Below are 17,175 nucleotides of genomic sequence, written 5' to 3' on the forward strand. Positions count from 1 at the left end.
GCTCGACGGACGCCGATCACACCGTGACCGTGCTCGCGGCGGCCACGCGCACCTGAAACCCGAGTCGCGCGACGGCTTCCCGGGCGGAATCGAGCGCCCGATCGGCGGTGTTCCCGACCGCGCGCGCGTACGCGACCCGGGAATCGGACGATTCCAGGCCGGTGACCGCGTCGCCCGGCCGGACCAGGAGTTGGACGTCGGTGACGCCCTCGACTTTCCCGGCGTCGTCGAATCCGCTGACGTCGGTAACGACACCCGCGACGGGCACGGCGGCGAACCAGATCGCGGAACAGCGGGCCGGCCGCTCCTCGGCGAGAACGGCCCTGATCCCTGGGAGGACCTTCTCCCCGACGGTCTGCCGCACGACGCACTCGGCCAGGTCCACGCCGGTGGCGTCGAATGCCAGGGACGGAATCTCGTCGCCGCCCATCCGCACATGGGTTTCGATCACCCGGGGTCCGGCCGGAGTGAGCACGACCTCGGTGTGGGTGGCACCGAACTCCACCCCGACGGCGTCGAGCACCCTCGTGACATACGTATGGATCGATTCTTCCTGCGCCGTAGAGAGGTCGGCGGGGGCCACGTGCCCGAGCTCGACAAAGTTCGCCGGATCGGAGAACTTGCGGGTGACGGCCACGACCTGGTGTTCGCCGCATTCCGAGAAGGCCTCCACGCTGAATTGCGGGCCCTCGTGGAACTGCTCCACGAGCACCCCGCTGGTGGTCAGGCCGTCGAAATCGCCCCCGGCGCGCGCGAACGCCGCAGCCAGTGCGCCCTCCTCCCGAACCACGGCCACCCCGGCACTGCCCGCGCCACACACCGGTTTGACGACGCACGGGAGCCCGTGTTCGAACACGAAGGCGCGCAACGCATCCACGTCGGCGACGACGGCGGAGGCGGTTCCGTCGACGCCGGACTCGCGAAGCGCGGCCCGCATGGCGTTCTTGTCGTGGACCGACGCCACGGTGCGGCGCGAGTGAATGGACAGGCCGAGGGCCTCCCCGATCGCGGCGCAGCGGTCCTGGTCGCGTTCGCCGAACGTGGCGATCCGGGTGAACGGATGCTGTGCGTGCGCGGCCGCGGCCAGCGCGATCCACTCCTCGTCCGGGGCGTCGTGCCGCACGGCGATGACCCGCGCATGCTCGGTCAGACGGCGAAGCTTGGCGACGAATTCCAGTCGGCAGATCACCGAGGTCTGTGTGCCGGGCAGGGCGTCACGGACCCGGCCCGGGAGGTCGCGGCCGCTGCCGACGACGAGGACGTGTTCGGTCATTTCTTCACCTCGAGTGTCGAGAAGGGAGACAGTGCAGAAAGGTCGCCGGCCGGGAGTGCTCTCGTCCGTGCGCGTTCCGCGAGACTGCGATGCGCCGCCGTCCGGGAGACCACCGCCGCGGCCCCGAACGTCCCGGCCAGGACGGGCCAGGCCAGGAGCCCGGCCGGCAACAGCACGACGACCAGGAGGGTGGGGCCGAGGACCTTCTGGCCCGTCATGCCGAGGCTGAACGCGCCGAGGTAGCGGGCGACGGCGGGCGACGGGGACAGTTCGGCGGACAGTTCCCAGGCGGCCACGGAGTGGATGTTCTCGGCGATCGAGAGTGCTACCACCGCAACGACAACGGCGGCGATCGCCAACGTGGTGGCGGCCATCTGGCCGACGGCGAGTGCACCGCAGCAGAAGGCCATCAGTGCCCCGGTCCACGTCAGGAGTCGCACCGCCGCGGCCGTACCCTCGGCGAACCGGGCAACGTAGACCTGCAGGACCACCGTCAGCACGGTGTTGACCGCCATGAGCACCGGCACCCAGGCGATCGGCACCGACGTGTACTCGATGACCCAGATCGGGAGCAAAACGATCAGCACGGTGTCGTACAGCGACAGGACGCCGTTGCCGACCGTGAAGACCATGAACCACCAGTCGCGGAACGGCGAGCGCACCGCGGTTCCGGCCGGCTCGGGACCGACGGGGAGAGCCTTGCGTTGTACGACCGTTCCTGTCCTCCGGAGCACGAGCCGGACGGCGAACGCGATGACCACGAAGGAGATTCCGTTGCCCAGGAACAGCGCCGTGAACGCGGCGGGCGTGCCGGTCACGAAGACGACGCCCGCCAGCAGGAACCCCACGGTGAGACCCACGTTCCGGATGGCGCGGATGGTGGCCATCGTCCGGGTCCGGTCGCGGCCGCCGATCACCGCCGTCACGACGGCCTGCTGGATCGGGCTGCTCGCCCGGTCTGCCGCGGTGAGCAGCACGGTGAGCACGACGTAGCCGGTGAAGTCGGATACGAGCGCGAAGCATCCGTAGCCGAGGCCGCGCAGCAACAGCAGGGCCACGTAGAACCGGCCCGGCCCCACCCGGTCCGCCAGCCTGCCCAGCGGCACCGGGGCGAGGAGCGCGAGCGCACCCGCTGTCGTGGTGGCCAGGGCGATCTGGTTCGCGGTGAGACCGACCACGCCGATGAAGTACAGCGCGAAGGACGCGAAGAACATCCCGGTGCCCAGCGAGTCGATGCCGGCGCCGACGGCCAGCGTGCGACCGGCCGGACTGTCGGGAAGCAGGGCCTCACCCAGCAGCCGCAGGCGGGCGTTCACGGGAGTGTCCCCGGCGTCACGAATGCCTGCACGAGATCGGCCGACCGCTGCACGTGGGTGGGGGTCGCCGCCTCAGGGGCAGGCCCGCGCAGGTGGTTCCAGGCGTACCGGCGGGCCGCGTTGACGAGGAGGTCGGTGGCCGGGGACGACTCGGCTGCAGCGGACTGCGCGACCAGCGCCGCCGCGGTGAGGAGTCGGCTCATCCGGTCGACGAGCACCCACCCGGCGGCCGCGACGGTCGCGGGGTCTGCCCCCACCCATTCGTGACGGGTGGTGCTCAGGGCTCCGTGCGCGTCGTCCACCATCTGCCAGGCCGCGAGAAGTCTTCCCTCGGGGGCCACTCCGAGAAGCTCCCTGGACCGCTGGGCGGCCGCGTCGAAGTGTTCGCGAATCGTCAGCAGTTCCAACGCATGGGTGGTCAGGGCCCAGCAGTCGGCCCGGGCGGTGCCGCTCCCGTCGGCGCGGGCGGTGTCCGCGGCGAGCGAGTAGGCGATGCACCGCCGGGCCACTCTCCGGGCGCGGCCGTGCGACGGCTCCGGCAGGGCGAACCAGGCCCGGGCGGCCATCACGTCGACCACCCGGTCGGCAATCTCCTCGCGACGAGCATTCGCCCACGCGCTGCCGTCGAGCGGGTCTGCCGCGCTCGCGAATCCGGTGACGGCGCCCTCCAGGATGCCGAGGCCGTCGGCATCCCAGACCGCCGCGACCTGATCGGGCGCGGCCGAGGGCAGTGAACGTGTGCTCATGCGTACTCCAGCCAGTGACGGTAGGTGGGCTCGCGCCCGCGGACCACGTCGTGAAAGACGTCGCGCAATTGCTTGGTGATCGGGCCGCACCCGCCTGCCGCGACAGGGCGGTCGTCCACCGATGCCACGGGGACGACTTCGGCGGCCGTGCCGGTGAGAAACGCCTCGTCGGCGACGTAGAGCTCACTGCGGGTCAGACTCTGCTCCCGGACCGTGATCCCCAGGTCACGGGCGAGCGTGATCACGGTGTCGCGGGTGAGACCGGGCAGGATGTTGTCGCCGACCGGCGGGGTGATCAGCTCACCGTCGCGGACGGCGAAGATGTTCGCGGCGGACGCTTCGGCCACGTGCCCGGTGGAGGTGAGCATCAGTGCGTCGTCGTATCCGGCGCGCACTGCCCCGACCTTGGCCAGAGCCGAATTGACGTACGCACCGGTCGCTTTGGCCAGCGGGGGGACCGAGTGGACCCCATTGCGTTGCCAGCTGCTGACGACGAGACGGCAGCCCTCCTGGTCCGCGGTTTCGCCGAGGTACGAACCCCACGGCCACGCCGCGACGGCCACCCGAGCCGTGTCCAGCGCGGGCGCGACACCCATCGAGCCGTAGCCGAGGTAGACGATCGGTCGCAGATAGCCGGAGTCCAGGCCGGTGCGGCGCAGCAGTTCGAGCGAGATCTCGGTGAGTTCGTCCACCGACCACCCGGGGTCCAGCAGATATACCCGCGCCGAGTCGTGCAGCCGGCGCAGGTGGTCGCGCAGCCGGAACACGGCCGGACCGCGGTCGGTCGCGTAGGCCCGGATGCCCTCGTAGACACCCCATCCGTAGTGCAGACTCGGTGTCAGCACGTGGACCTGCGCCTGGTCCCAGGCAACGAATTCACCGTCCATCCAGACGGTACCGGTCGGGATCAGTTCCATTGTTCTGCTTTCGGTTCGGTGGCGGCGGGCCGCCGGGACGGGACGGGGACTGCCGGTGCGCCGACCAGGTCCAGCCGCCGCTCGATGCTGCGCGACTGCAGCGTCAGAGCCTCTCGGAACTTGTCGGCGCCTTCTCCGCGGAAGGCGAACCAGCCCCAGCGGGGTCGTAGTCGGCAACCGCGGGCGATCTTGGCCTCATAGGCGGCGAGGCCGTAGTGGACGCGACGGATGCCGTGCTCCACCGCCCACCGCGCCGTCTCGTGGTAGGTCAGTGTCAGGTAGCAGCCACGAACGCCTGGGGCGAATCCGGCTGTCCTGGCGAACAACGTGTCGAGGGTGCGGAGGTAGAGCACGAAGCCCACGAGCCGACCGTCGCGCTCGGCGCCCAACACCACGCAGGAATCGCCCAATTCTTCACGGACGGCATCGAAATCACGTCGCACCCGGTCTTCGCCGCCGGGCAGTCCGTACTTGGCCCGGTGCGCGACCTGGAGGGCGACGACCTCGTCGTCGATCGCCGTGGGACCGCAGCGGACCACTGTGCGCAGGCCGGCCTCGGTGTAGTCCGCGACCTCCTTGCGGAGCCGGCCGCGACGCCGCTTGCTCAGGCTCGCGACGTACTCCGCCCAATTGTGGCCGCTCAGGTCCTGCACACCCTCGGCGCCCAGCAGGGCCGACGTGTACCCGGCGCGGGACGCGGAACCGTCCACGTCCTCGGCCTCCACTCCTCCGATGTACAGCAATGCCACACTGCGGCAGCCGAGTTCGTCACCAGCCTGATGGAGCAGGTCGGGCAGGGCCGCCATGACCGCGCGACGCTGATCGTGCGAACGGCCGGGGGCGTGCGCGACCCCGTGATGGTTTCCGAACGTCGCGAGCGCCACCGACGGGTATTGATCCTCGCGGGCGGCCGGCAACGCTTCGGTCAGTTCGGCCCAGCGCAGACGATCGGGGTGATCGAGCAACTCCGGTTCGGCCATCGGCCCTGCGGTTCCCGCCAGCCGGGGCGGGTCGTAGAAGAGCAGGCCCCCGGGTCGCGCCGTGAACAGCAGCGGCGCGATCGCGACGGTCCGGCCGTCCGCACGGACCTCGAGGTAACGCACCTCGTGCAGGTCGGTGCGTTCGGTGAACCGCCACCACCGCGCGTCCTCCCAGATGATGTCCGGGTCGGCGATGCTCGCGAAGTCGGCGGCGGTCGGGCGGGCGCCGCGGGGCAGGACGTGGCCGGTGAACCCGTCGACCTCGGTGGCGGTCATGCCGCGTCCTCGCTTTCGACACGGTCCCAGGCGAATCCGGAACTCACCTGGTCCGCGGTGTCGATCAGCCGGTGTCCCAGTGCGGTGAAATCGGGGTCGGTCACCACCCAGTAGGCGAGGAAGTCCGCCGACTTGCGCTCGTGATACCGGGCGGGGGTCCATTCGTCCCCGATGTGAGTGTTGAGCGTGAAGTCGTGCACGCCCGGCGGTGCGTCCGGCAGTCGCGATACCCGGCCCTGGCGCGGCGGCACGCCGTAGAACGCTGCGTGCGGGGTGGTCGCCACCCGGTCCCGGACAGCGTCCAGGTCGGTCGGCAGCCCGCATTCCACCCGCGCCCAGAGGTGCCGGGGGTCGATGCCCAGGACGTGGCGGAGCATCGTCGGTATCGGCCCGCCTGCGATCCGTGCGGCCACTTCGCAGAGCACGATGTCGCCGCCGGCGGTGACGAAGAACTCGGCGTGCACGCAGACGGTGGGCGGCGAGGCGAGTGCGTCGACGAGCCGCCAGGTCTCGTCCACGAGGCGCGCACAGACCGGGTCGGTGGTGTCGACCGACCGGGAGCCGAACGGGGCGTCGGTCCAGTGTTCGAGGCACCCTTGGCCGGTGTAGCGGGAGGCGATGGCGGCCACCGGGTCTCCGGTCACGCGGAATGCGTCCACATGGTGTACGGCGCCGTCGACGAACTCCTCGACCTCGTACGGTGTGGCCGCGACGATGTCGGCGAGTCCGGTTGCCTGCGCCGGCGAATCGAGTACGTACACGCCGGTCGAGCCGGATCCGCTGCGCGGTTTGACGACGACGCGGCCCGCGTTGCGCCCCATGAACTCGACGATGTCTGCTGGGTGGCGCACCGGCGCGAAGGCCGGGACGGCAATTCCCGCAGCCTGCGCCAATTCCTTCATCAGGATCTTGTCCCGGTAGGCGCCCGCCGTGGCGGTATCCAGACCGGGCAGACCGAGTTCGCCCCGCAGCCGGGCGGCCCGCTCCACGTCGACCTCGGCCAGGGCGAAGACCGCGGTCGGCCGGTGCCGCGCGGCGAGTTCCCGAGCGGCACCCAGCACGGCATCGTCGTCGGAGTAGTCGGCGACCGTGACGATCTCGGCGAACCCCTCACCCGGATCCGTTCCCGCGGCGCAGACCGCCACCAGCCGGTCGCGCTCCTCTGGCAGCCACTGGGCGAAGGGCAGCCCGGCCGCGCGTGGGCTGATCAGTACGAGAATCATCGAGACGCTTCCTTCCTGGTGACGGAAATTCCGTCGAAAGTTGTTTCCAGCGCGGCGAAGACCTCCGCGGTCGGGGCGTCCAGCGGTATCCCCCGCACCCTCCGTTCGCGCTCGTGGGCGCGTTGCGGGTCGCCCGGTGCCACCACCGGCGTCCCGGTGGCGGGCGTTGCCCCGCGGACGGTGCCGAGCAGGTCTGCCAGCCCGGCCGCGAATTGCTCATGGCCGCTGAATGCTCCGGGGTCGAGGGCGAGGACGAAATGGCCGACTCCTCGGCTGCGACCGGGGGTTCCCTCACCGACTTGCTCGAGATGCCAGTCGGGCGGCGACCCGGTCAGCACGGCCCCCAGCAGGGTGACTGCCATCGCCAGGCCCTGCCCCTTGTATCCGCCGAGGGGCGACAGGGCGTACGCCTCGTCGGGTTCCGCGGTGGGCCGCCCGTCGCAATCGGTGGCCCAGCCGCTGTTCAGCGGTCGTCCCTCGGCCCGGCGGTGCTTGACCTCGCCGAAACACACCTGGCTGGTGGCCATGTCCAGGGCGAGCCCGTCGTCCCCCGTTCCCGCGGCCACGCTGATCGGGTTGGTGCCGAACAGCGGCTCGATGCCACCGAACGGAGCGACCCGGGAAGCGGCGGACGTGACTGCGATACCGATCATCCCCTGCCCGGCCAGGTGCCGGGTGTACACCGAGGCCGCGCCGAAGTGGTTGGAATTGCGCACACCCACCGCCGCGACGCCGAAAGCCTTCGCCCGGTCGGCCGCCAGGCGGGCGGCGGCGAGTCCGGCGAGCACGCCGAGTGCGCCGTCCGCATCCAGCAGCAGTCCGGCCCCGCGGTCCCGGACCACGGTCGGGCACGCCGCGGCATTCGCGACACCGGTGGCGAGTTCGTCCAGGTATTGCGGCAGCAACCGCAACCCGTGAGTGTCGATGCCACGCAGGGAGGTGTCGACGAGCGCGTCGGCCACCAGATCGGCGTCGTCCTCCGGCACTCCCGCCTCGACGAGTGCGATCGAGGCGAGCCAGCGGGCCTCCTGCTCGTCGAGCAGCGAGCCGGTGTCCGATTGTGTCCGGCGAATCATGAAGCACTCCAATGCATGAAGACGTGTGGGCCGATGCCCGGGATGTCGAACTCCGGACCCAGAATCCGGAAGCCCTGCTTGACGTAGAAGCCGGCGGCGGTCGTGCGGGCGTTGCACCAGACCTGGTCGGCGCCGGCCAGCGCGGCGTCGGTGAGAACGGTGCGCAGCAGTGTGGTCCCCGCACCGGTGCCGCGGACCTCCTCGAGGGTGGCCATCCCGCGGAGGCGCCAACCCCGGCCGGGGAGAAGACCGGGCACGGCGTGCCTTTCGGGTGGATCCTCGTGGTACAGCGAGGCCACGCCGACCGCGCGCCCCGCGACGAGCGTCGCGAAGTGCCGGCTGCCGACGTGCGCGTCCTCGGGGTAGGCGCAGGTCTCGGCCGGTTGACCCGGCCTGAGCACCGCGTGGCGGATCGGTCGCACGTCGGCGGCCGGCACCGGCCGCACCCGCCAGCCGTGGGCGGCCGGATCGGGGAGGTAGCCGGAACCGGGACGATCCGGGAGGGTGACGCGGCCGGCGCCGTCGAGTGCCAGTCCGTGGCCGGTGTTCACCGCGAGAAGGTCGACGGCGTCGACGTCCAGGTGGTCGGCCAATCCGCCGAGATGGGCCGTCGCCGACACCCCGGCCGCCGACTCGGGCATGCAGCCGAGCATGGTGATCAGGCCGCGTTCACGGGCCCGGCGCAGCAGCGCGAGGGACGGGGTGATGCCCCCGGCCTTCATCGGTTTGACGTTGATGCCGTCGAACGCGTCGGTGCAGGCGTCCAGGTCGCGCGGCGACGCGATGCTCTCGTCCGCGATCACCGGGATCTGGCTGCGCGCCTTCAGGATCCGGGCTTCCCGCCACGCCGAGCGCGGAAACGGCTGCTCGATCAACTGCACACCGAGTTCCTGCAGACCGGGCAGCACGGGGAGCAGTCGGGACAGCTCCCAGCCGCAGTTGCCGTCCACGTAGAACGGTGCGTTCGTATGGCAGCGCAGTTCCTTGACGACGGTGAGATCGCCCGGATCCGCGAGCTTGATCTTGTACGCCGACCATCCCGGCCGCTCGCGGAGTTTGCGGACCATCACGTCGGTCTCGTCGAGCCCGATACTGAAGCTGGAGCGCAACTCCCGCGGACATTCCAGGCCGAGAGCCTGCCACAGCGGCACACCGAGCAGCCGTGCCCGCAGATCGTGCACCGCGGTGTCGAGGGCTGCGAGGACGAACGGCGAATCGGGCAGCGCGGCGGACAGCGCCCGCCACACCGCGACCGGGTCGTCGGGACCCAGATCGATCAGTAGTGGCGCGATTCGCCGCAGATCTGCGTGCATCCGGTCCAGACCCGAGTTGTAGTGGTCGGTCATGAACGCGGAGGCCTCGCCGAACCCGGCGAGACCGTCCTGCTCCACCTCGACCACCAGTCCCCGCTGCACCGGAATCGCCTCTCTGGCGGAACGCCACAGATGCCGTTGCGTCAAACTGATCTCGTGCGCGGTGACCTTCACGCGCTGCCCCCGACGCCGAAGAATTCGCGGTCGCGCGGGCCGTGGGGGCGGAGGTCGTCCCACCACTGTGCGTACTCGTCGTACTTCGCGAAGAAAGGCTTGCCGACCAGGTCCGGTCGGCGTGCCTGCAGGAACCGCAGTGCGAACGCGCGTCCGCCGTCGAGATCCACGACGCCGTCGACCACGACCTTCCCCGGCGACGCCGACATCACCGGGCCCCGCGCGGTCCGCCCGAGTCCGGAGACCCGTTGCAGCGCTTCGCGGTAGATGTCGACCGCTCGCGCCAGCGGCAGACCGAAATACGGTCGCGCACCGGTGTCCCGCTCGACGAACATGTAGTACGGCACGACCCGGTTGCGGACCTGCGCCTGCCAGAGGTCGGCCCACGCGCGCGGGTCGTCGTTGACGTGACGCACCACGGGAGCTTGTGCGCGCAGCACCGCGCCGGTCGACGCCAGCCGGGACAGCGCCTCCTGTGCGGCATCGGTCTGCAGTTCCGCGACGTGCGACAGGTGCAGCATCATCGCGACGTGCTTGCCTGCGGCGGTCAGCCGCTCGAGCAACCGCAGCAGGTCGTCGGCTTCCGGTCCGGCCAACAGCCGGTACGGCCAGAACGAGACGGCCTTCGTGCCGATCCGGATCGTGTCGACGTGTTCCCGCCCCGGTTCGAGCAGCGGCTCCAGATACGAGGCCAGCAATTCGGTCCGCATGACCAGTGGGTCACCCCCGGTCACGAGCACGTCGGTGATCCCGGGGTGCAGGTCGAGGTACCGGGTCATCGCCTCCGGGCCGGACATGGCCATCTTCAGATCCGGGGTGTCCACGAACTGGGCCCAGCGAAAGCAGTATCCGCAGTAGCTGTGGCAGGTCTGCCCCTGGCGGGGGAACACCAGCAGTGTCTCGGCGTACTTGTGCTGCATGCCCGAACCGTCGATGTCGTCGTGCCGGGGAACGTTCATGCTCAGCTGGTCCCCGGGGTGCGGGTTCAGTGCGGCCCGGACCGTGTCGACCGCCTGCCGGACGGCGCTCCGATCGCCCAGCACCACGGCCTGCTCGATCAGGTCGAAGTGCGCGGTCTCGAGCATGTCGCGGTGCGGGAAGGTCAGCCGGTAGATCGGGTCGTCCGGCGCGCGGTCCCAGTCGATCAACTCGTCGACCACGTAGCTGCTCACCTTGAACGGCAGTACCTGGGACACTACGTGGGCCTCGTGCCCCAGGATCGGGTCGCCGGTTCGCTCGGCGACGAGCTTGTGGAGCCGGGCGCCGCTGATCGATCGCGGCGCGAGGGCCGTGCGGGTGTCGAGATCGAGCACGGTCATTTGTCCGTCACCGCCACACCCCAGTCGAAGTCGACGTCGCCCAGAACATTCATGTCCGACATCAGCGAATACAGACCGCTGTAGTCGCGCACGAGCCGCGAACCGGATTTCTCGGCCCGCACGTCGGCGAGCATCTTCTCCCAGCCGGTGACCTTCTCGATCCGGAAGATCGCCTCCCACGTCGAGTAGTCCGTGGCGACGAACGCGTCCAGGCCGGCGACGAGCATGTCCAGGAAGAAGCGGCGCTTGTCGGGGTCCAGCACGTCGTACACCAGCTTCGCCATCTCGTCGGAAATGGATGCGTGACAGTACTCGTCCCGGTTGTGCAGCTTTGCGGTGGTGGAGTTGACCACCTGGATGTCGTGATCGTCGGCGAGCAGATCGAGATACGCGTTGATCGAGATCTCGGACACCGTGGCGAAGGCCAGCGTCGTCAGGCTGCGCTGCCAGCGTTCGGCGGCATGGGCGCGCAGCCGGCGGTGTGTCCGCGACGTGTGCGATTCGGGTAGGGCGCTGTCGGGGAACGGGTTTCCCCGTTTTCGTCTGGTCAGCGCGCTCGCGTTGATGTGCATGAGGGTGTGGTACTGCTCGTCGACCATTGCCTGGGCGAGTGCGATATCCATGTCCTGGCCGCCGAGACCGGGGAACTCCCCGTCCATGACGAGCGCGAACGCAGGGTTGGCGACGCGTTGCTCGGCGAGCACCGTGTGCCGGTTGTACGCGATCCAGGCCCAGCTCAGCAGCCGCGACCGCAGCGCGTCGGGCATCGCCCGCCACGTCGGATGGTCACGGAACGGCACGATTTTCTCGGGGTAGTCGGCCCGGCCTGCGTCGAACAACTCGTCGAGGTCGGGCTCGTCGCGCTTCACCGTCGACCGTCGGTGCCAGTTGCCGGCGAGGCGGCTGATGACGGCGTTCTCGGCTTCGTCGGCGGGATCGAACGACGGCAGTCCGGGGAGATGGACCAGCCCCTCGGCGTCGGAGCACTGCAGGTCGTCGATGATCATGCGCGAGTCCGGTCGCCGGCCCAGAAACGGGTGAGGTGACGGGCGCGGTCGGCGTACTCCGAGCGCGCGTGCAGCATGCGCTGGTTGTCCCAGATGAGCAGCGCATTCTCGGGGATCAGCACGCGGGTGCGCAGCTCGTGGAACAGGTCGCTGACGCGATGCGCCAATCGGCGACCGGCCCGGCCGAGCGGCAGCCGCGAATCGTCGACGTCGGAGTCCCGGTGCGGGTCGTAATCGGCGGCGGTCAACAGGTTGTAACTGAACCGGAGCGCGGCGCGGCCGGTGTCGTCCGAGCCGAGCATCGTGGTGCGTACACCGCCGCCCGGGCCGGGGAACGTCAGTTCGGCATCTGTCAGCAGAGCGACCTCGGCGGGTTCCAGGGCGTCAACGAGTCGCCGGACGTCGAGCAGATCGGTGTGGCCGCCGCCGCAGCGCGCCTGCCGGTGGCAGTACAGCGCCAGGTATGCGGGGCTGGGATCCCAGCCCGGGGCCTCGGTGTGCGCCAGAATCGTGTTCGCGCTCTGCGAGTACGCCCGATGATCGTTGCCCGGGCGGTACGTTACCTCGTGCGTGAGCAGCCCGTTGTATTGCGGGACCAGATCACCAAGGGAACCAACCACTTCCAACGCCGCGAGACGACCTGGCACGTCCCGTACGACGACGTAGCCGTCCTCCTCCAGCCGGTACCGGTCGATACGGCCCTCCATCGTTTCCACACTCGGTTGCGCAAAAGCGACATGACAATTCGGCGACATCCATTCCTCCATTCCGAAGATACGACTGGGATACGTGCCCGTGATGCCGGTCGATCGAGACCGGGAGCGTCGTGATCGGTTTCAAGAATGTGGTCGTGCCGCCACCCACGCCAGTCACCCTAGGGGCGCCAAACCGTCACCCGAACAGAACTGCCGGGGATGTAACAGCCGGGCGACGCTGGTGAGACCTGTCAGTGCAGATTCGTCAGAAACAACATTGTCCGTACAGTACGTATGGGCTAGACAATATGGACACCTCGTTGTAATGTCCGTCACAGCGCTGATGAGTCCGACAGACGGGCACAGAACGAACGGCGCAGGAGCGAGGAGGAACCGACATGCGCGCAGTTGTGCTCGACGGGCAAGGGAATCACCAGTTGGTGGACACGTCCGCCCCGGTGCCCCAGGTCGGCGAGGTCGTCATCGAGCCGGCCGCGGTCGGCGTCTGCGGGACGGACCTGCACCTGGTGATCGGCGACTACCCGACCGGCCGGTTCCCGGTGGTGCCCGGTCACGAGTTCGCGGGCCGCATCGTCGAGGTCGGGCCCGGTGTGGACAACTTCGCGGTCGGTCAGCACGTGGCGGTCGATCCGAACGTGGCCTGCGGCAAGTGCCCCGACTGCCTGGCCGGCGCCCCGAACCTCTGCGACTACCTGGTGCCGATCGGCGTCACCTCGGATGGGGCGTGCGCGGAGTTGGTGAGCGTGCCCACCAAGGTGGTCTATGCGCTGCCCAACGGGATGAGCATGGCCGCCGGCGCGCTGATCGAACCGCTGTCCTGCGTGCTGCACGGCCTCGGCCGTTCCCCGTCACTGACCGACCGCCGGATCACCGTCTTCGGCGCCGGGTCGATCGGGTTGCTGGCGGTCGTCGTCGCCCGGGCCGCGGGTGCTCGCACCATCCACGTCGTCGAGCCCAGCCCGGCCCGCCGCAAGGCCGCGCTCGACGTCGGCGCCGATGCCGCGTTCGCACCGGACGAGAGCCTTCCGCCCCGCAGCGCGGACGTCGCGCTCGAGGCCAGCGGCCACCCCGCTGCCGTGTCTGCCGCGATCGACCTGCTCGACAAACGCGGAACCCTGCTGCAGATGGGTGTCGTCAGCTCCGAGAAGACGATTCCGCTGCGCCCCTACGACCTGTTCGACCGCGAGCTGACGTTCGTCGGCTCACAGTCGGTCGCGAATTCCTTCGCCGACGCCGTCGCGATGATGCCGTCCATCRCCGAGACCGTCGAACGTCTTGTCACCCACACGTTCTCCCTTGCCGAGTACGGCGACGCCATTGCCGCCGCGCACAGCGACTCGGCACTCAAAGTCCACATCCTGCCCCACTCCTGATCGGACATTTCGATGCAACATCAGATCTCCGAAGGCAGATTCGCCTCGTTCATCGAACGGATCGGCCTTCCCCCGACCTTGTTCCTCGGCTTCGTCGGCCTGCTGTTCTTCATGATCGGCGACGGTGTCGAATCCGGCTACATCGCACCGTATCTGGCCGATCACGGCGCCGGCAGCGACTCGCGTGCCGCGATCGTCATCAGCGTCTACGGCCTGATGGTGACGTTGGGGTCGTGGCTGTCGGGGGCGCTGTCGGAAACGTGGGGCCCGCGCCGGGTTATGTGGCTCGGTCTCGCGATCTGGGGCGTCTTCGAGGTACTGTTCCTCGCCGTCGCCCTTGGCACCGAGAACTACGTGCTGATGCTGATCTGCTACGGCATCCGCGGGCTGGGATACCCCCTGTTCGCGTACGGCTTCCTGGTGTGGGTGCTCGCCGCGAGTCCCGCCCGCCGGCTGGGCTCGGCCGTCGGCTGGTTCTACTTCGCCTTCACCGGCGGCCTGCCCACCCTCGGTTCGTTGCTCGCCAGCGGAACCGAGCCGATCATTGGCGAATACACCACGCTGTGGCTGTCTTTGGGCATCGTGATCGCCGGCGGCCTGCTCGCCCTGATCGGGCTGCGCGGCGTCTCCGGCGGTGACCGGCTGGCCCCGCACTCGACCACCACCGGGCAGAGTCTGGTCGCGAGCATCGCGATCGCGTTCCAGAACCCGCGGGTCGGTATCGGCTGCGCCATCCGGATCATCAACACCGCACCGCAATTCGGGTTCCTGGTGTTCCTGCCGACGATCTTCTCCGACGACCTCGGTTTCGGCACCAGCGGCTGGCTGCGTCTCGTGTTCATCGTCGGCGCCTCCAACATCTTCGCCAACCTGATCTTCGGCATCGTCAGCGACAAGATCGGCTGGCACCGCACCCTCCGCATCTTCGGCTGCCTCGGCTGCGCGGTCAGCAGCCTGCTGTTGTACTTCCTGCCGCAGACCTTCGGCGCCTACTGGGTGGCCGCGCTGTGCGCCGCGCTGTTCGGCATCACCCTGGCCGGGTTCACCCCCATCTCGGTGCTGATGTCGCTGATGGCCCCGGAGAAGAAGGGCAACGCGATCGCGGTGCTCAACCTCGGCGCCGGTGCCGCGACGTTCGTCGGCCCGCTGATCGTCGCGGTCTTCCTCGGCCTGATCGGCGCGGGCGGTGTCACCATCATCTTCGCCGGGTTGTACGTGGTCGCCGCGCTGTGCGTGCACTGGCTGACCCTGCCGCCCGAGTCGCAGGAGATCGTCGAGAAGGGCCTGAGCCTGAGCGACCTGGACGTCGAAACCCACCACGTCATCGACCACCACCGCGACAACCACGACGACGCGGTGGCCCGGGACGGCAGCCGATAACAGCCCCGGCCACGCCGTCCCCCGAAGACAGCCGGCCGCCTCCGCCCAGGAGGCGGCCCGGCATTCCACGATTTCTCGATTCCGAAGGAGCCCCGCCGCGATGAAACGGCAGATCATCAACGATCCCGGCGCCGCAGTCACAGAGGCGCTCGAAGGCATGGAACTGAGCTACCCGGACCTGGTGTCCTACGACGCCGACCGCGGCCTGATCCTGCGCGCCACCCCCGCCCGGGACAAGGTCGGCCTCGTCTCCGGCGGTGGGTCCGGGCACGAACCGCTGCACGCCGGGTTCGTCGGCCGCGGCATGCTCGACGTCGCCGTCCCCGGGGCCGTGTTCGCCAGCCCCACCGCCCTGCAGGTCCACGAGGGCACGCTCGCCGCCGACAGCGGCCGCGGGGTGCTGCAGATCGTGAAGAACTACACCGGCGACGTCCTGAACTTCACCATCGCCGGCGAACTGGCCGGCGACCACGCCGTCGACACCGAGATGGTGCTGGTCGACGACGACCTCGCCACCGACACCGACGGCGACGCCGACGGACCGGGCCGCCGCGGCACCGCGGCGGTGGTCGCGGTGGAGAAGATCGCCGGAGCCCGCGCCGAACTCGGCGGATCACTGACCGAGGTGGCCGACGCCGCCCGTCGCGTCGCCCGCACGTCCCGGACGATGAGCCTGGCCCTGCAGGCGGGAACCCACCCCGGCGAGGACCGCCCGGCGTTCGACCTGGCCGCCGACGAGGTCGAACTCGGCGTGGGTATCCACGGCGAACGCGGCATCTCCCGCGCCCGGTACGCCTCCGCCGACGAACTGAGCGAAATGCTGGTCACCCCGCTGGTCCGGGATCTGGGGCTGGGGCGCGGCTCCGCCGTCCTGGCCATCGTCAACGGGCTCGGCGGCGCCTACCCGCTGGAGTTGTCGATCGCCGCCCGCGCCGTGCACCGGCTCCTGGGCGCGCAGGGCATCACCGTCGCACGCACTCTGGTGGGCACCTACGTGACCTCCCTCGACATGCACGGTTTCTCGGTCACCCTGACCCCCGTCGACGCCGACCTACTGAAACTGTGGGACGCCCCTGTACGGACCCCCGCGCTGAATTGGTAAGGAGCCCAACACATGAACTCGACGACCGCAACGGCACTGCCGACCACCTTCGCGCCCCGCTGGGTGGCCGCGATGCTGACCACGGTGCTGGGCACCTCCACCGGTGGCGGCGCGGCCACCGCCCTCGGTGAACTCGACCGCCAGGCCGGGGACGGCGACTTCGGCACCAACCTCACCTCCGCGTTCACCCGGGTCCAGGACGAGATCGCCGCGACGTCGCCGCAGACGTTCACCGCGTGGCTCACCGCCGTCTCGCGCGGGTTCCTCGGCACCGGCGGCACCAGCGGCCCGCTGTTCGGAATGTTCTTCCGGGACATCGCCCGCTGCGCGACCGGGGACACCCCGACCCTGACCGAACTCGCCGACGGACTGGCCGCGGCGGTGGCGACCGTGCAGCGGTACGGGAAGGCGCAGGTCGGGCACAAGACGATGGTCGACGCCCTGGTTCCCGCCGCACAGGCACTGAGCGAGCAGGCGGCCGCCGACGCGGACCCGGTCCGCGCGCTGGACGTTGCCGCCGAGGCCGCGCGAGCGGGCGCCCTGACCACCCGCGACATCGTGGCCCGCCGCGGCCGCGCGTCGTACGTCGGCGAGGTCGCCCGCGGCGTGCTCGACCCCGGCGCCGTCGCCGTCGCCCTCTTGATCCAGTGCGCGGCGGCCGCGGTGGGCGGTCACGACGGACCGGTCGACGCAGCCTGGACGCACTAGCCGCTTTGTACCTGAAAACCATTCGAACGAACCCACGAAGGAAAGTGAACCGAAAATGAGCATGGAATACCGGATGCGCCGCACACTGCCGAACGACCGGGCGGCGATCATCATGCCGGTCGATCACGGACTGATCTTCGACCGCATCAAAGGCCTCGAAACCCCCTCCGCACCGTTCGCCGCCTGGGCCGACACCGACGTCACCGGATTCATGATGACCCCCGGACAGGTCAAACAAACCGAAAAATTCTTCGCCGAACACCCACACCTGAGCCG

16 protein-coding genes are annotated in these 17,175 nt (G+C 69.7%); 5 read left to right on the forward strand and 11 right to left on the reverse strand.

Features of this window, described 5'->3' with window-relative positions:
- Nucleotides 1-16: 16 nt before the first annotated feature.
- Genes AC1DWT_RS29625 through AC1DWT_RS29675 form a run of 11 tightly spaced genes read right to left on the reverse strand, consistent with a single transcriptional unit; the run spans nucleotide 17 to nucleotide 12,327 of the window.
- Entirely contained in the window at nucleotides 17-1,273 is a 1,257-nt protein-coding gene (locus AC1DWT_RS29625) for an ATP-grasp domain-containing protein (protein WP_072944608.1), read from the reverse strand.
- Complete coding sequence (locus AC1DWT_RS29630) at nucleotides 1,270-2,589, reverse strand: MFS transporter (protein ID WP_477923331.1); 1,320 nt, start codon at nucleotides 2,587-2,589, stop codon at nucleotides 1,270-1,272. The genes AC1DWT_RS29625 and AC1DWT_RS29630 overlap by 4 nt, the downstream gene beginning before the upstream one ends.
- Complete coding sequence (locus AC1DWT_RS29635) at nucleotides 2,586-3,335, reverse strand: hypothetical protein (protein WP_477923333.1); 750 nt, start codon at nucleotides 3,333-3,335, stop codon at nucleotides 2,586-2,588. Before AC1DWT_RS29635 ends, AC1DWT_RS29630 begins: the two co-directional genes overlap by 4 nt.
- Nucleotides 3,332-4,252 carry a branched-chain amino acid transaminase gene (locus tag AC1DWT_RS29640; RefSeq protein WP_477923335.1) on the reverse strand — a complete coding sequence of 307 codons (921 nt, stop codon included), beginning with the start codon at nucleotides 4,250-4,252 and terminating at the stop codon, nucleotides 3,332-3,334. The genes AC1DWT_RS29635 and AC1DWT_RS29640 overlap by 4 nt, the downstream gene beginning before the upstream one ends.
- Entirely contained in the window at nucleotides 4,243-5,508 is a 1,266-nt protein-coding gene (locus tag AC1DWT_RS29645; RefSeq protein WP_477923337.1) for a GNAT family N-acetyltransferase, read from the reverse strand. Before AC1DWT_RS29645 ends, AC1DWT_RS29640 begins: the two co-directional genes overlap by 10 nt.
- Nucleotides 5,505-6,731, reverse strand: coding sequence for an ATP-grasp domain-containing protein (locus tag AC1DWT_RS29650; protein ID WP_477923339.1), 1,227 nt, complete (start codon nucleotides 6,729-6,731; stop codon nucleotides 5,505-5,507). Before AC1DWT_RS29650 ends, AC1DWT_RS29645 begins: the two co-directional genes overlap by 4 nt.
- Nucleotides 6,728-7,807: an Ldh family oxidoreductase gene (locus tag AC1DWT_RS29655; protein ID WP_206013715.1), complete on the reverse strand. Its 1,080-nt coding sequence runs from the start codon at nucleotides 7,805-7,807 to the stop codon at nucleotides 6,728-6,730. Before AC1DWT_RS29655 ends, AC1DWT_RS29650 begins: the two co-directional genes overlap by 4 nt.
- Nucleotides 7,804-9,294, reverse strand: coding sequence for a GNAT family N-acetyltransferase (locus AC1DWT_RS29660; RefSeq protein ID WP_477923342.1), 1,491 nt, complete (start codon nucleotides 9,292-9,294; stop codon nucleotides 7,804-7,806). The genes AC1DWT_RS29655 and AC1DWT_RS29660 overlap by 4 nt, the downstream gene beginning before the upstream one ends.
- Nucleotides 9,291-10,613 (reverse strand): KamA family radical SAM protein, encoded by a 1,323-nt coding sequence (locus AC1DWT_RS29665; protein WP_477923343.1) that lies wholly within the window; start codon nucleotides 10,611-10,613, stop codon nucleotides 9,291-9,293. The genes AC1DWT_RS29660 and AC1DWT_RS29665 overlap by 4 nt, the downstream gene beginning before the upstream one ends.
- Complete coding sequence (locus AC1DWT_RS29670; protein WP_206013718.1) at nucleotides 10,610-11,620, reverse strand: AurF N-oxygenase family protein; 1,011 nt, start codon at nucleotides 11,618-11,620, stop codon at nucleotides 10,610-10,612. The genes AC1DWT_RS29665 and AC1DWT_RS29670 overlap by 4 nt, the downstream gene beginning before the upstream one ends.
- A complete protein-coding gene (locus AC1DWT_RS29675) occupies nucleotides 11,617-12,327 on the reverse strand; it encodes a TauD/TfdA family dioxygenase (protein ID WP_244163706.1) in 711 nt (236 codons plus the stop codon). The genes AC1DWT_RS29670 and AC1DWT_RS29675 overlap by 4 nt, the downstream gene beginning before the upstream one ends.
- A 386-nt stretch (nucleotides 12,328-12,713) precedes the next feature.
- On the opposite strand from AC1DWT_RS29675, the gene AC1DWT_RS29680 reads away from it, so the two are divergent.
- The 5 genes from AC1DWT_RS29680 to AC1DWT_RS29700 all read left to right on the forward strand — a co-directional run.
- Nucleotides 12,714-13,709, forward strand: coding sequence for an alcohol dehydrogenase catalytic domain-containing protein (locus AC1DWT_RS29680; RefSeq protein ID WP_477923345.1), 996 nt, complete (start codon nucleotides 12,714-12,716; stop codon nucleotides 13,707-13,709).
- Between the two features lie 12 nt (nucleotides 13,710-13,721).
- A complete protein-coding gene (locus AC1DWT_RS29685; protein WP_477923347.1) occupies nucleotides 13,722-15,089 on the forward strand; it encodes an MFS transporter in 1,368 nt (455 codons plus the stop codon).
- A 100-nt stretch (nucleotides 15,090-15,189) separates the two neighbouring features.
- Entirely contained in the window at nucleotides 15,190-16,191 is a 1,002-nt protein-coding gene (locus AC1DWT_RS29690) for a dihydroxyacetone kinase subunit DhaK (protein ID WP_477923349.1), read from the forward strand.
- Between the two features lie 12 nt (nucleotides 16,192-16,203).
- Complete coding sequence (dhaL, locus tag AC1DWT_RS29695; protein WP_387487236.1) at nucleotides 16,204-16,899, forward strand: dihydroxyacetone kinase subunit DhaL; 696 nt, start codon at nucleotides 16,204-16,206, stop codon at nucleotides 16,897-16,899.
- 55 nt (nucleotides 16,900-16,954) lie between these two features.
- The coding region (locus AC1DWT_RS29700; protein WP_477923351.1) for a hypothetical protein at nucleotides 16,955-17,175 on the forward strand (221 nt) is incomplete at its 3' end.

The sequence above is a fragment of the Rhodococcus sp. P4_B6 genome (genome assembly GCF_056402215.1).